Genomic DNA, 12,848 nt, shown 5'->3' on the forward strand with positions numbered 1-12,848 from the left:
TTTTTGCGTGTAAAATCAGGTTTTGCTCCGCCGTTTGCGGAGCAGGTCCGCCGCCGTCCAGGGCAGGTACAGGACCGCCCAGACCGCGAAGACAATCAGCAGCAGGCCCAGTATGTAGGCGGGGCCGAACAGCTGTTCAATGACCTTCAAAGCGGCGTTGCCGTAGGAACCCCGCAGAAACATAAAGTTGGTGTCCAGGAAATGGTTGCAGAGGGCCGCGGCGGCGGTGTCCAGCGCCAGTACCCCAAAGACCGCCGGCAGCCGCCGGGCGCTGGGCCGGAACCCGCCTCCCAGCAGCAGAACCGGATATAATATCAGCATGATGTGGACGGTGCTGGAATGAAGATGCATCACGTTCCACAGGGGCAGGGCCTGCCAGGAGGGAAACAGCAGAGCCGCCAGCGCCCCCGGCAGACAGAGGGCGTAGAGAACCTCGGCGGCGATGGGGTTGGGCCGCAGGGTGTACCACAGACAGATGAACAGATTGATGCTGCACAGATGAAAGGGCAGAAACTGCCAGACGAACTGGCCGGTGGCCAGAGAGGCGACGTCTTTCAGCAGTTCGTCGGCCAGCAGCAGAAGGGTCAGAACGGCAAGCACCCGCCGCCGTCCCCGGTCCCCCAGCCGCCGGAACCCGAAAAAGCCCGCCGTGCACAGAACCGCGCACAGCCCCAGCCAAAAGAGATGCACCGGGCCGAACAGGGCAAAGGACTTGTAATCCCCGCCCCGCAGCTGGAGCATGGTGTCGATGGTGTACCAGAATGGAGACATAGCGCCCTTCCCCCTCCCGGACGATCAGTGATAGAAGGTGTCGAAGTTGATCTGGCGGTAGAATTTTTCCTGCAGCTCCTGGAAGTGGTCGCACTTCTGGGCCAGCAGCCACATGCTCTTGGTGATGACGGCCTCGATGGTCATGTCGTGGGCTTCCAGAAAGGCAAACTGATCCTTGACCCGGCGGCCCACCTCGTAGATGCCCACGTCGCTGCCCTCGTAGGTGACCTGGGTGGTCATAATCAGCACCTTGTGGGTGTCCTCGTACCGGCCCAGACCCCGGGCAAAGCCCTCCATCAGGGATTCCGGGATGCCGCCGGCGCCGAAGCTTTCCACAATCACGCAGTCGTACAGTTGAAAAATCGCCGGCAGCAGGTCGGGCCGCATGCCGGGGGTCAGTTTCAGCAGAAAGACCCGCTGGTCCAGGGCGTGGCTGAACTGGACCGGCCCTTCGGGCAGCGGGGTCTGGATGTAGTGGACCAGCCGGTCCCCCTGGACCTGGGCCAGATGGGGGAAATTCACCGACGCAAAGGCGTCGTAGCTGATGGTCTTGTTTTTCTTGGCCCGGGTGCCGGCGATGACCAGACCCCCGAACACCACCATCACCCCGTGGCTGCGGGGGTCCAGCGCGCAGATGACGCTGTCCCGCAGGTTCTTTTTGGCGTCGGTGATCTCGTTGGAAATGGGCTGCTGGGAGCCGGTGAGGATGATGGGCTTGGCCGCATTCTGGACCAGATAGCTCAGCGCCGCCGCCGTGTAGGCCAGGGTGTCGGTGCCGTGGCAGAGGATGAAGCCGTCGTAGCGGTCGTAGTTTTCCTCGATGGCCCGGGCCATGTCCAGCCAGTGGGCGGGGCTCATGTCGGTGCTGTCGATGCTGCACAAGGCCAGGGTGTCGGGCTGGCACAGCTCGGCCAGACCCGGAAGATGGGCCAGCAGTTCCCCGCTGGAAAGCACCGGCCGCAGGCCCTGCGGGGTCCGCACACAGGCAATGGTGCCGCCGGTGGTAATAAACAGAATTTTCTTTAAACTCATAGAGTGCCTCCGTGATATTGGGTCCCGTCCAGTATAGCACAAACCGGCCCGCTGGTGTGTAAAATTTCCTGGTAAAGTCCCCGCCTTGCTTTTTGGCCCGGGGTGCGGTATCATGAGGGCATCCAAACCAACGACGGGAGGCGCGCTGTGAAAAAGAGCAAAAAGAATGTCCTGGGCAAACTTTTGACCTGGGGTCTGATCCTGCTGCTGGGCATGGCGGCGGGCTATCTGGGGGCCTCGCTGGCGGCCGAAATCGGGATGGCGTCCGACGCCCTGCCCTTCCTGATTCTGGGTCTGCTGGCAGGCTTTTTCATCCAGATTATTCTCCATGAGGGCGGACATCTGGTGTTCGGTCTGGCCACAGGCTACGGCTTTGTGTCCTTCCGGGTGGGCAGCCTCATGCTGATCCGCCGGGACGGCCGGTTCCAGTGGTGCCGCTACCGCCTGTCGGGCACCGGCGGCCAGTGCCTTCTCGCCCCGCCTCCCTGGCGGGAGGAAGGGTTCCCGGTGTTCGCCTACAATCTGGGCGGACCGCTGATCAATTTTGTGTCGGTGCTGCTGTGCGGGGCGCTGGTGGTATTGTTCCGCCGGAGCAGCCCGGCTCTGGCCTGCATCTGGATCGGGATCAGTCTGGCGGGGCTGTATCTGGGCCTGGTGAACGGCATTCCCCTCAAGATCAGCGGGATGCCCAACGACGGCTACAACGCCCTGCATCTGGGAAAAGACCCGGTGAGCCGGCGGGCCTTCTGGGCCCAGCTGGCCATCAATGCGGCCCAGATGGAAGGCCGGCGGCTGCGGGATATCCCCGAAGAATGGTTTGTCCTGCCGGGGGATGCGGGCCCCGACGACCCCATGAAAGGGGCGGTGTGGGTGTACCGGTACAGCCGGCTGGTGGATCAGGGCCGCTATGAGGAGGCCTCCGCCCTGCGGGAACAGCTGCTGCAGGAGAACGGCAAACTGGCCGCCGTCCATCAGTATGCGCTGCAGGCGGACCAGGGCCTTTTCGACCTGATGGATGGCCGCATCAGCCAGGGGCTGGACATTCTGGGCAGCGCCGAGATCAAGGCGTTTTGCCGCCAGATGAAGGGCAACCCGGGGATTGTGCTGGTGCAGTATGCGGCGGCCCGTGCCGCCGGCAAAACCCCGGAGGCAGACCGCCTCCGGGCCCGGCTGGAAAAGGACCTGGATGCCTGGCCCTACCCCGGGGACGCCGACGCCACCCGGGAACTGCTGGCCCGGGTGGAGGACCGGCTGGCCAGCGCGGCGGAAAAGGGGTAAAAAGGGCCGGTTTGTAAGTCAGTTACAGACCGCGGGCGGAAAATGTGCCATACTCATTTGGAAGAGAAAACAACGATACCCAGGAGGAACAAGGATATGGCGAATGTGGTGATTATTGGTTCGGGTCCGGCGGGCATTTCCGCCGCGCTGTATACGGCGCGTGCCGGGGTGGATACCACCGTCCTGACCAAAGGCCCCGGGTCGCTGGCCCGGGCCGAGGGCATCGAGAATTATTACGGCGTGCCGGGCAGCATCTCGGGCGCCGAGCTGGAGCGCCGGGGCATCGAGGGCGCCAGGGAAGTGGGGGTCAAGTTTGTGGAGGCCGAGGCTGTGGGTTTGACCTTCACCGACAAGCTGACGGTGGAGACCCTCAGCGGAGAGTATCCCGCCGACGCGGTGATTCTGGCCACCGGTGCGTCCCGCACCGCGCCGCCGGTGCCGGGCCTGAAGGACCTGGAAGGCCGCGGCGTGAGCTACTGCGCCACCTGCGACGCCTTTTTCTACCGCGGCAAGGATGTGGCGGTGATGGGCAGCGGCGAATACGCCCTGCATGAGGCCTCGGCCCTGCTGCCCCTGGCCAAAAGCGTCACCCTGCTGACCGGCGGCGCTGAGCTGACCGCCCAGTTCCCCCCGGAGATCACCGTCCGCACCGAAAAGGTGGAGGCCATTCTGGGCCAGGACAAGGTGTCCGGTGTCCGGCTGGCCGGCGGCGAGGAACTGCCCCTGGACGGCGTTTTTATCGCCCTGGGCGTGGCGGGCAGCACCGCCCTGGCCCGCAAGATGGGCGCCGAAGTGGACGGCAACAAGATTGTGGTGGATGCCAACATGATGACCACCATTCCCGGCCTGTTTGCCGCCGGCGACTGCACCGGCGGCCTGCTGCAGGTGGCGAAGGCGGTGTATGAGGGGGCCGTGGCCGGCAACGAGGCCGCCAAGGCCCTGCGAAAGGGCGGTTTCTATGGAGCGTAAAGAAGCAGAGGACAAAGGCTGCCTGGCCTGCTGCTTTCCCTTTTGGGACAAGCTGACGGCGGAACAGCAGGATTTTCTGTGCCGGTTTGCACGTCCGGTCCATTACGACAAGGGGGCCCACGTCCACAGCCCCACCGAAAACTGTGTGGGCATTCTGCTGCTGCGCTCGGGCCAGCTGCGGGCCTACCTCCTGTCGGAGGAGGACGGCCGGGACGTGACATTGTACCGGCTGTTTGCGGGGGATGTCTGCATCCTGTCCGCCTCCTGCGTGCTGGATTCGGTGACCTTTGACGTCCACATCGACGCCGAGGAACCGGTGGAGGCCTACTGCATCGGCGCCGGCGCCTTCAAGCGGGTGATGGATGAGAACATCTACGTCCGCTGCTACGCCTATCAGATGACGGCCGAGAGCTATTCCGAGACCATGTGGGCCATGCAGCAGATTCTGTTCATGAGCGCCGACCGGCGCCTGGCCATTTTCCTCACCGACGAGCTGGCCAAGACCGGCGGCAATGACCTGCGGATGACCCACGACCAGATTGCCCGCTATATGGGCAGCGCCCGGGAAGTGGTGAGCCGGATGCTGAAGTATTTCGCCCAGGAAGGGCTGGTCAAGCTCTGGCGCGGCGGCCTGACAGTGCTGGATAAACCCCGGCTCCAGAAGCTGGCCCGGGGCGAGGCCGGCAGCCGCCCCCGCCGCAGGCAATAACAAAAAACAATCCGGGCATCGTCCCGCTCCTTTCGGGCAGGCCCCCGCCTTTCGAGGCGGGGGCCTGTTCTGCGTCCGCCGCAGGAAAAAGGGTTTGCAAATCCATTTTCCCGGCGGTACAATGGGGAAAAATGAGGAAAGGCGCGTGATGTCGGATGATGACCCATGAATCAAAGCCCGCCCTGTGGGAAACAGTTCCCGTTCTGCGGGCGTCGGGACAGCCGGGTGCCCCGGGCACTCAGATGGCTCTGGTGGAGGGCTGCCCCTGGGGGCCGGCGGTGTCCCGGGTGCTTCTGGTGCTGCCTAGGCCGATTTGCAGCGATTCGGTGACGGCGGACCGGTTCCAGGTGTGGGAGGAAAAGGAAGCTTTTGACAAGGCCGAGCCGGTCCCGGCCCGGATGTTGTCCAGAACCCGGCGGACCGTCCGGCAGGCGGCCGCCGTGACGGCCGACGGGGCCCCGACCCGTCAGGATAGCCCTTATATTCTTCTGACCCTGGCGGTGAGCCCGGCAGAGGGCTGCCCCTTCTGCTTCAATCCCCTGACCCAAAAGGCGGACTGGTGCGACCCCTACCGCCTGACAGTGACCCTCACCGCTCCCCTGTCCACCCCGGAAGGAAAACCGCTGGACCATCTGGAACTGGACCCGGAGCCCTCTATGGGGGTGCCCTGCCTGGCGGGAGTCCGGCTGGACGGGGTGTTTACCGGTTCCGGGGGCCATACCCTGCACTATGCCTTTTATGGGCCGGACCACCCCGCCGGAGAAAAGCATCCGCTGGTGATCTGGCTCCACGGCGCCGGCGAGGGTGGCACAAACCCGGTGGTGGCGGCGCTGGGCAATCAGGTGTCGGCCCTTTGGGGCGACACCTTCCAGAAGGAAATGGGCGGGGCCTATGTTCTGGCTCCCCAGACCCCCACTTACTGGATGCAGTACACCGAAAAGGGCGACTGGAAGGACAACCCCGGTGTGTCCTCGGTGTACCATCGGGATTTGATGGAGCTGATCCGGGCCGTCCTGGCGGAACACCCCGACATCGACCGCGACCGTGTGACGGTGGGCGGCTGCTCCAATGGCGGCTATATGACCATGGACCTGGTTCTGGACGACCCGTCCCTTTTTGCGGCGGCCTATCCCATCTGTGAAGCCTACCGCGACGCCGGCATCTCCGACCGGCAGCTGAAAGCGCTGGCGGAATCCGGCCTGCCCCTCTGGTTTGTCTATGCGGAAAACGACCCCATCGTTCCTCCGGCGGCCCACGCCGCCCCCACCATCCGGCGTCTGCGGGCCATGGGGGCCGACCTCCACGCCACTGTCCTGCCCAAAGTGGTGGACGAAACCGGCCTTTATACCCGGCCCGACGGCTCCCCCTATGAGTACAACGGGCATTTCAGCTGGGTGTATTTCTTCCAGGGCCTGTGCACCGACGGCGGCGAAAGACTGTGGCCCTGGCTGGCCCGGCAGAACCGGAGCGGGCGAAACAAGATGTAACCCCCTGAACGTCACCAGACGAAAGGAGCGCGGCAATGGACATCAAAGAGAAGCTTCAAACGTTTTCCCGGTATGGGGTAGAGCTTTTGCTGCTGGCTGCCTGGGCAGTGCTGATGTTTTTCCCCGGGTGGGCGGACACGAGAGGATTTCAAATTTTCCTGGCGGTTTCCATTGCCTGCGCCGTGATCCATTCGCTGTGCAGGAAACAGTTTTTCCCTGAGCAGAAAATCAGCAGAGCGGAGAAAACCGCGGCGGCTTGTTTGATCGCGGCGCTTTTTCTAAGGCTGGTGTTTTTCTGAGAGGGGGAGATCAGTTTTGTTTTGGCTCGCCGCCCTGTTCAAGTCGGGCTGGCCATCGCTTCGCTGCACAAAAAAGCAAAAACGCCCGGCGGGATACGCCGGACGTTTTGTTTTTAGTGGGCCAGCCAGGACTTGAACCCGGGACCAAGCGGTTATGAGAAAGTACATTGTGCTGAAATGCTATTTTTCCTGTGCAATAACTACAAATTACATATCGTTTTATTGGCCGTTCTTCACATAATTTGACGTATCTTTTGGCCTCTTTTACTCTCCAAACTGCCCCTTCGTAGGTGAAACGGTAGGTGAAAAAAGTCACCTACCAAAACCGCTACTCGTATATAGGATTTTGGAAAGCAGCAATTCCGAGCACACCTGTCATTCGCTATGGATGAAAGGTGTGCTTTTCTATTCTCTCCCCTCCCCCAATCCCCCATATTAAGGAGGTGACGCCATGCCCGACTACTTTTATGGCCCCCAGGCGGAACAGTTTGCTTTTTACCGTATTCCCAAAGCGCTGTTCACTGACCCGGCCTTTCGCAGTATTTCCACCGACGCCAAAGCCCTCTACGGTTTGCTGCTGGACCGGATGAACCTATCCGCCCGGAACGACTGGCTGGATGAGCAAGGCCGGGTGTATATTGTGTTCACGGTGGAAGAAATCATGGAAAGCCTCGCCTGCGGCAACAAGAAGGCCGTCGGCCTTCTGCGCGAACTGGAGGTAGAAGCTAGCCTGATCGAGCGTCGACGTCAGGGCCTTGGCAAGCCCAACCTGATCTATGTGAAAAACTTCATCAAAGGAAACTTCTTGAAGTGTCCGAACGACACTTCTGTGAGTGTCCAAAGTACAGTTCATGATGTGTCGAAAGGACACGGTAATAAGACTGATAAGAATTATACTGACCTGAGTGAGACTGATCCTTTCCTTTCGGGCGCAGCCGCCGGAATGGAAACCGAAGGGAAAGACGACCGCACCCTGTATCAGGAGTATTTTTCTCGGCAGATCAACTTCGAGGCTCTGATTGCAGGCCACCCTGATGATGAGGATATGCTGCGGGAGATGCTGGAACTGCTGGTGGATACCGTGTGCAGCAAGCGCCGGTTCATCCGCATTGCGGGCGATGACAAGCCCGCTGAGGTGGTGAAGGCCCAGCTCATAAAACTGAACAGCGACCATCTGCGTTTTGTTCTTATGTGCCTGAAAGAGAACACCACTCAGGTGCGGAATATGCGGCAGTATCTGTTGGCGACCCTCTACAACGCCCCCATGACCATGCACAGCTCCTATGCAGCCCGGGTGCAGCATGATTTCAAAACAGGATAAAAGTTTGGCCCAGAGGTTTCTCTGGGCCTTTTCTGTTGGAGGTGATGAACTATTTCAGAGCAGAAACCAGAAGCAATCCCAACCGAACCCCAACGCGAGCAGATCCAGCAAATCCCCATCGCCGAGCTGCACCCCTTCAAAAACCATCCGTTCAAGGTCCTGGACGATGAGGCCATGCAGCGGACGGTGGAGAGCGTGGCGCAGTTCGGCGTGCTGGCTCCGCTCATTGCCCGGCCCCGGCCGGAAGGAGGTTACGAGATCATATCGGGGCACCGCCGCCAGCACGCGGCAGAGCTGGCAGGGCTGAAAACCCTGCCGGTGATCGTGCGGAACATGAGCGACGATGAGGCGGTGATCCACATGGTGGACAGCAATTTGCAGCGCGAACACATCCTGCCCAGTGAGAGGGCTTTCGCGTACAAAATGAAACTGGAAGCCATAAAAAATCAAGGTGCTAGGTCTGATTTAACTTCTGGACAATTTGTCCAGAAGTCCAAACTCTCCATCGAAAAAGTGGCCGAGGATGCAGGAGAAGGATATAAAACAGTCCAGCGCTATATCCGCCTGACCAACCTTATCCCGGAACTTCTCGACCTGGTAGACCAAAAGAAAATCTCCTTCAATCCCGCTGTGGAGCTGTCCTATTTGACGGCTGCCGAACAGCGGGATTTTTTGGAGGCCATGCAGGATACCCAAAACGCGCCCTCCCTGTCCCAGGCCCAGCGCATCAAAAAACTGAGCCAGGAGGGCCAGTGCAGCTACGACGCCATCTTTGACATCATGGGCGAAGAAAAGAAAGCGGAAATGGACCGTGTGACCATCAAAAACGAGGTGCTGCGGAAATATTTTCCAAGGTCTTACACGCCCAAACAGATGCAGGACACCATCATCAAGCTGCTGGAACAGTGGCAGAAAAAACGCCAGCGCAGTCAGGAACGCTGACCTGCTGGCACTCTGTATAAAACACAACACAAACATTTGGAGGTAATGCCCATGAACAAAACGAAACCCACTCTCGCGCAGCAGACCTACGAGAAGGTCTGCGCTCTCGAAACCATGCTGAAAGCGCATCTGGACAATAAAAAATCTGTACCCGACCAGCGGTCTCTGATGTCGGAACGTCCCCTCTATCTGGCGACGGCTGGCCCTGAGATGCCCCTTTCGGTTATCCGTTTGGAGGATGCTCCCGACTATCTGCCCTGTTTTGACGAGGCTGACCTGCTGTATGGCATCCCCGGTCTGCCCATCCTCATGAGTTACTGCCCGGAGCAGATCATGGATATCGGGGAGGAATCCTACCTCGTTGGCCCCATGGTCTTTTTCCGCATCGACCACATTGGCAACACCGTGTCCCTTCAGGTAGCGGACCTGTATCAACTGGCCGAGTTCCTGGAGGAACACAGCGTCATCCTGATGCAGGGCGGCGAAAGCTTTATCGCCATCCGGCTGGACTGACCATGTGGACGAGCGCGGTATTTTTTGCGGCGGGTACCTGGTTCGGCTTTTTCATCGTGGCCCTGATGCAGGCTGGAAAGGAGGATGACCCCCATGCAGGAAGATGTGGAGAACAGAACGATCAACTTTGCCATCAGCACCACCAAGCTGACGGGCCGGACGATCCTGGCGGCGGCCCGTAAGTTCTTGCAGTGGAGGGCGGGTAAATCGCATGACAAGCCGGTGGGCAAGCAAAGTGTCAAGCAGCTTCTGCGGCAGGACCAGGGGGCCACCAACATTGAGATCGAGAAAACCGGCATCCGGGATTTCAAGCGGATCTTGGACAAGTATGGTGTGGACTACGCCATCACCAAAAACCACGATGACCCGCCCCGGTATCTGGTTTTCTTCAAGGCGCGGGACGCGGATACCCTGACCGCCGCCTTCAAGGACTACTCTGCCAAGCTGGTCCAGAAAGAAAAGCGCCCCAGTGTTCTGGAGCGTTTGCAGCAGTTCAAGGCCCTGGCTGCTGAGCTGGTGCCCGGCCGGATGAAAGAGAAAAAGCAGGAGCGTGGTGAGCGATGAACCAAAACACCAAACGCCTTGTACTCCTGAACCTGCCTTATGTCCTGATGGGCCTTTACGCCACCAATCTGGGCCTGGCCTGGCGGCTGGCTGTCGGGGCTGACTTTTCCGAAAAGATGATGTCCCTGATGGGAGTTCTGCCGGGGGCGCTGGGGCGCATCGTGCCCAGCTTCCACCCGCTGGACCTGGCTGTTGGCCTGTGCTGCGGCGTGGGACTGCGGCTGGCGGTCTACCTGAAAGGCAAGAACGCCAAGAAGTACCGCCACGGCAGCGAGTACGGCTCGGCCCGCTGGGGCAATGCCAAGGACATCGAGCCGTATGTGGCCCTCAAGTTTGAGGACAACATCATCCTGACCCAGACCGAACGCCTCACCATGTCCAGCCGCCCCAAAGACCCCAAGACTGCTCGCAATAAAAATGTGCTGATCGTAGGCGGGTCCGGCAGCGGCAAGACCCGCTTCTGGATCAAGCCCAGTGCGCCCGTAGGGGCGGTATAAACGTTACTGTAAGCAAGTAATAGGTTAAAGCATCATGTGGCAATAGCCGCAGCCTATCCTTCCCCGTCTTACCCCAAAAGGGAAACCGGAGGGCGACCATAGCATGGCGGAGGACACGGGGCACTGAAACCTCTGAGGTGCCCGCGTGACGGAAGGAAAATCCACGTATGAGGATGGAAGCTAAACTGCTTGAATGACAGCCTGAAATCGGGACCAAGATCCCACCCCTGACGTAGAGAGGTTGTACCCGTCAGTGTTCCTGACAGCCGCATTGTTTGGCTATGCGGCTGCAGATGCTCGGAACAGATTCAGCCACGGGAAAGTGGAAAAAGGCGAACGTCACATGCCGACAACGTGGAGCGCTTGTTTATACCGTACGAAACGGGGATTGTCTAAAGTGAAACGCCGAAAGGCTATGAAAACGCTGAGACGCGGGATTCTGAATATTCACCAGGACAACAGAGTTCCCATAGTAGTCCGAGGGCGGGAAGGCCGTCCGCATGGCGAAGGGGAACAGTGAATCATTTTCAAAACAGAAAGGATGGTGTGTGAGACACCATGAGAAATCCGATTCATGTCTTGAAAAGCCTTGAAGAAAAGGCAAGTGTAAGCAACTACCAATACGAAAGATTGTATCGCAATCTGTACAATCCTGAATTCTACCTTCTTGCCTATGCCAACATTGCAAAGTCGCAGGGGAGCATGACGCAGGGGGTAGACGGACAGACACTGGATCGTATGAGTCTGCCGAGAATCAACCGGATCATTGAATCCATTCGCAACAGGACGTACCAGCCAAAACCTGCCAAGAGAAAGTATATTCCAAAGAAAAATGGAAAACTCCGCCCACTGGGGATTACTTCCACCGACGATAAGTTGGTGCAGGAAGTAGTCAGAATGATTCTGGAAGCAATCTATGAGCCGACATTCAGCAACTACTCTCACGGCTTCAGGCCCAAAAGAAGCTGCCATACTGCGCTCAGTCAGGTGAAGAAAACCTTTACAGGTGTCACCTGGGTTGTGGAAGGAGATATCAAAGCTTGCTTTGACCATTTTGATCACCATGTGCTGGTTGAATTGCTGCGCAAAAGAATTTCGGACGAGGCTTTTATCGGCCTGATTTGGAAATTCCTGAAAGCCGGATATATGGAGCAGTGGCAGTATAACTGCACTTACTCTGGAGTTCCGCAAGGCAGCGGTATCAGTCCTATCTGTGCCAATATATATCTCAATGAACTGGATGGCTATATGCAGGCGTATAAAGAAAAATATGACTGTGAGCCGACCAGAAGAAAGACGACCAAAGAATATGAACGGGCGTCACGGAGATACAAGAAAGCACGCAAATCGCTTATGGATGCAGAGAAATCCACTCCTGAGCTGGTAAAAGAATTCAAAGAGGCCAGAAGTGAAAAGATGAATCAGCACTACTATGATCCGTTTGAAAAAGGATACAAGAAAATTCAGTACAACCGATATGCTGATGATTTTGTAATCGGCGTGATCGGATCCAGAGAAGACGCAGAAAGAATTAAGGAAGATGTAAAAATCTTCCTTCAAGAAGAGCTGCATCTGGAAATGTCCGAGGAAAAGACAAAAGTAACCCATTCCAGCGAGCCGGTACGATATCTGGGATATGATTTCAAAGTGATTCACTCCAAAAACATGAAGCGGTGCAAAAATGGCGACATGAAACGGGTGTGGTATGGAAAAGTATTTCTGTATATGCCGAAAGAAAAGTGGATTAAAAAGGCCATGGAACGGGGAGCGATACAAGTGAAGCGCAATCCCGACACAGGCAAAGAAATGTGGCGTCCTATGCCAAGAAAAGACCTGATGAACCGCAGCGATGTAGAGATTGTATCCACGTTCAATGCAGAAATCCGAGGACTGTATAACTTCTATCGGATTGCGGAAAATGTGGGAGCCCTACACAAGTACTATTATATGGTGCGGTACAGCATGTTAAAGACACTGGCAGGAAAACACAGGACAAACGTCAGTGTTGTGAAAAAGCGCTGCATGGCAGATGGTGTGTTGAGAGTTCCCTATGAAACAACCAAGGGGCTGAAATACTGTGAATTCTACCATGGAGGATTTGAAAAGCACAGCGACGGCTATGACAATGTAGCTGATGTGATGCCAACCTACAGAAAGTATGATGGTCGGCACACGATTATAAACAGGATTAAAGCCGGAGTGTGTGAACTCTGCGGGGAAAATGCAGAATATCTCTGCATGCACCACGTCAGAACGCTGAAAACACTGAAAGGCAGAGATGTTTTTGAAAAGAAAATGCTGACAATGCGAAGAAAATCGCTTGCTCTCTGCCCGGTTTGCTTCGAACGCTTACACGAAACCGAATCATTGAGGTGATTCATGGAAAGCCGGATACGCCGAGAGGTGTACGTCCGGTTTGGGAGGCGGCTCCCTGAAACCTACCGGTGAAAGCCGGCAAGGCGCAGG

At 57.9% G+C, this 12,848-nt stretch carries 11 protein-coding genes and 2 pseudogenes; 11 read left to right on the forward strand and 2 right to left on the reverse strand.

Going from position 1 to position 12,848, the window contains the following annotated elements:
- Nucleotides 1-15: 15 nt before the first annotated feature.
- Nucleotides 16-771: a TIGR02206 family membrane protein gene (locus tag B5F27_RS05245; RefSeq protein WP_087365220.1), complete on the reverse strand. Its 756-nt coding sequence runs from the start codon at nucleotides 769-771 to the stop codon at nucleotides 16-18.
- 24 nt (nucleotides 772-795) lie between these two features.
- Nucleotides 796-1,803, reverse strand: a complete 1,008-nt coding sequence (locus B5F27_RS05250) for an asparaginase (protein WP_087365222.1) — start codon at nucleotides 1,801-1,803, stop codon at nucleotides 796-798.
- A 147-nt stretch (nucleotides 1,804-1,950) separates the two neighbouring features.
- Between B5F27_RS05250 and B5F27_RS05255 the strand changes: the two genes are divergently transcribed.
- The 11 genes and pseudogenes from B5F27_RS05255 to B5F27_RS05305 all read left to right on the forward strand — a co-directional run bounded on the left by B5F27_RS05255 (nucleotide 1,951) and on the right by B5F27_RS05305 (nucleotide 12,758).
- A complete protein-coding gene (locus B5F27_RS05255; RefSeq protein ID WP_087365224.1) occupies nucleotides 1,951-3,081 on the forward strand; it encodes a hypothetical protein in 1,131 nt (376 codons plus the stop codon).
- Between the two features lie 96 nt (nucleotides 3,082-3,177).
- A complete protein-coding gene (locus B5F27_RS05260; protein ID WP_087365225.1) occupies nucleotides 3,178-4,050 on the forward strand; it encodes an NAD(P)/FAD-dependent oxidoreductase in 873 nt (290 codons plus the stop codon).
- Nucleotides 4,040-4,759: a Crp/Fnr family transcriptional regulator gene (locus B5F27_RS05265; RefSeq protein WP_087247491.1), complete on the forward strand. Its 720-nt coding sequence runs from the start codon at nucleotides 4,040-4,042 to the stop codon at nucleotides 4,757-4,759. The genes B5F27_RS05260 and B5F27_RS05265 overlap by 11 nt, the downstream gene beginning before the upstream one ends.
- 155 nt (nucleotides 4,760-4,914) lie before the next feature.
- Nucleotides 4,915-6,246: a prolyl oligopeptidase family serine peptidase gene (locus B5F27_RS05270; RefSeq protein ID WP_087365227.1), complete on the forward strand. Its 1,332-nt coding sequence runs from the start codon at nucleotides 4,915-4,917 to the stop codon at nucleotides 6,244-6,246.
- Between the two features lie 35 nt (nucleotides 6,247-6,281).
- On the forward strand, nucleotides 6,282-6,545 hold the full coding sequence (locus B5F27_RS05275) for a hypothetical protein (RefSeq protein ID WP_087365229.1): 264 nt from the start codon (nucleotides 6,282-6,284) through the stop codon (nucleotides 6,543-6,545).
- Nucleotides 6,546-6,996: 451 nt separating this feature from the next.
- Nucleotides 6,997-7,866, forward strand: coding sequence for a DUF6017 domain-containing protein (locus B5F27_RS05280; RefSeq protein WP_087365231.1), 870 nt, complete (start codon nucleotides 6,997-6,999; stop codon nucleotides 7,864-7,866).
- A pseudogene (locus tag B5F27_RS05285) lies at nucleotides 7,847-8,808 on the forward strand (ParB/RepB/Spo0J family partition protein). Before B5F27_RS05280 ends, B5F27_RS05285 begins: the two are co-directional and overlap by 20 nt.
- 51 nt (nucleotides 8,809-8,859) lie before the next feature.
- Nucleotides 8,860-9,321 (forward strand): hypothetical protein, encoded by a 462-nt coding sequence (locus B5F27_RS05290; protein WP_087365233.1) that lies wholly within the window; start codon nucleotides 8,860-8,862, stop codon nucleotides 9,319-9,321.
- Nucleotides 9,322-9,414: 93 nt separating this feature from the next.
- Nucleotides 9,415-9,885 (forward strand): PcfB family protein, encoded by a 471-nt coding sequence (locus B5F27_RS05295; protein ID WP_087365235.1) that lies wholly within the window; start codon nucleotides 9,415-9,417, stop codon nucleotides 9,883-9,885.
- Nucleotides 9,882-10,358: pseudogene (locus tag B5F27_RS05300) on the forward strand (type IV secretory system conjugative DNA transfer family protein); the annotation flags it as partial. The gene B5F27_RS05295 and the pseudogene B5F27_RS05300, both read left to right, overlap by 4 nt.
- Before the next feature lie 582 nt (nucleotides 10,359-10,940).
- A complete protein-coding gene (locus B5F27_RS05305; protein WP_087365239.1) occupies nucleotides 10,941-12,758 on the forward strand; it encodes a reverse transcriptase domain-containing protein in 1,818 nt (605 codons plus the stop codon).
- Nucleotides 12,759-12,848 lie beyond the last annotated feature (90 nt).

Origin of the sequence: Faecalibacterium sp. An192 (genome assembly GCF_002160175.1) — a bacterium.
Taxonomy (GTDB): Bacteria; Bacillota; Clostridia; order Oscillospirales; family Ruminococcaceae; genus Faecalibacterium.

Coding starts and splice junctions, on each gene's coding strand:
- B5F27_RS05245 (WP_087365220.1), bottom strand. CDS start 771: ATGTCTCCATTCTGGTACACCATCGACACCATGCTCCAGCTGCGGGGC.
- B5F27_RS05250 (WP_087365222.1), bottom strand. CDS start 1,803: ATGAGTTTAAAGAAAATTCTGTTTATTACCACCGGCGGCACCATTGCC.
- B5F27_RS05260 (WP_087365225.1), top strand. CDS start 3,178: ATGGCGAATGTGGTGATTATTGGTTCGGGTCCGGCGGGCATTTCCGCC.
- B5F27_RS05265 (WP_087247491.1), top strand. CDS start 4,040: ATGGAGCGTAAAGAAGCAGAGGACAAAGGCTGCCTGGCCTGCTGCTTT.
- B5F27_RS05270 (WP_087365227.1), top strand. CDS start 4,915: ATGATGACCCATGAATCAAAGCCCGCCCTGTGGGAAACAGTTCCCGTT.
- B5F27_RS05275 (WP_087365229.1), top strand. CDS start 6,282: ATGGACATCAAAGAGAAGCTTCAAACGTTTTCCCGGTATGGGGTAGAG.
- B5F27_RS05280 (WP_087365231.1), top strand. CDS start 6,997: ATGCCCGACTACTTTTATGGCCCCCAGGCGGAACAGTTTGCTTTTTAC.
- B5F27_RS05290 (WP_087365233.1), top strand. CDS start 8,860: ATGAACAAAACGAAACCCACTCTCGCGCAGCAGACCTACGAGAAGGTC.
- B5F27_RS05295 (WP_087365235.1), top strand. CDS start 9,415: ATGCAGGAAGATGTGGAGAACAGAACGATCAACTTTGCCATCAGCACC.
- B5F27_RS05305 (WP_087365239.1), top strand. CDS start 10,941: ATGAGAAATCCGATTCATGTCTTGAAAAGCCTTGAAGAAAAGGCAAGT.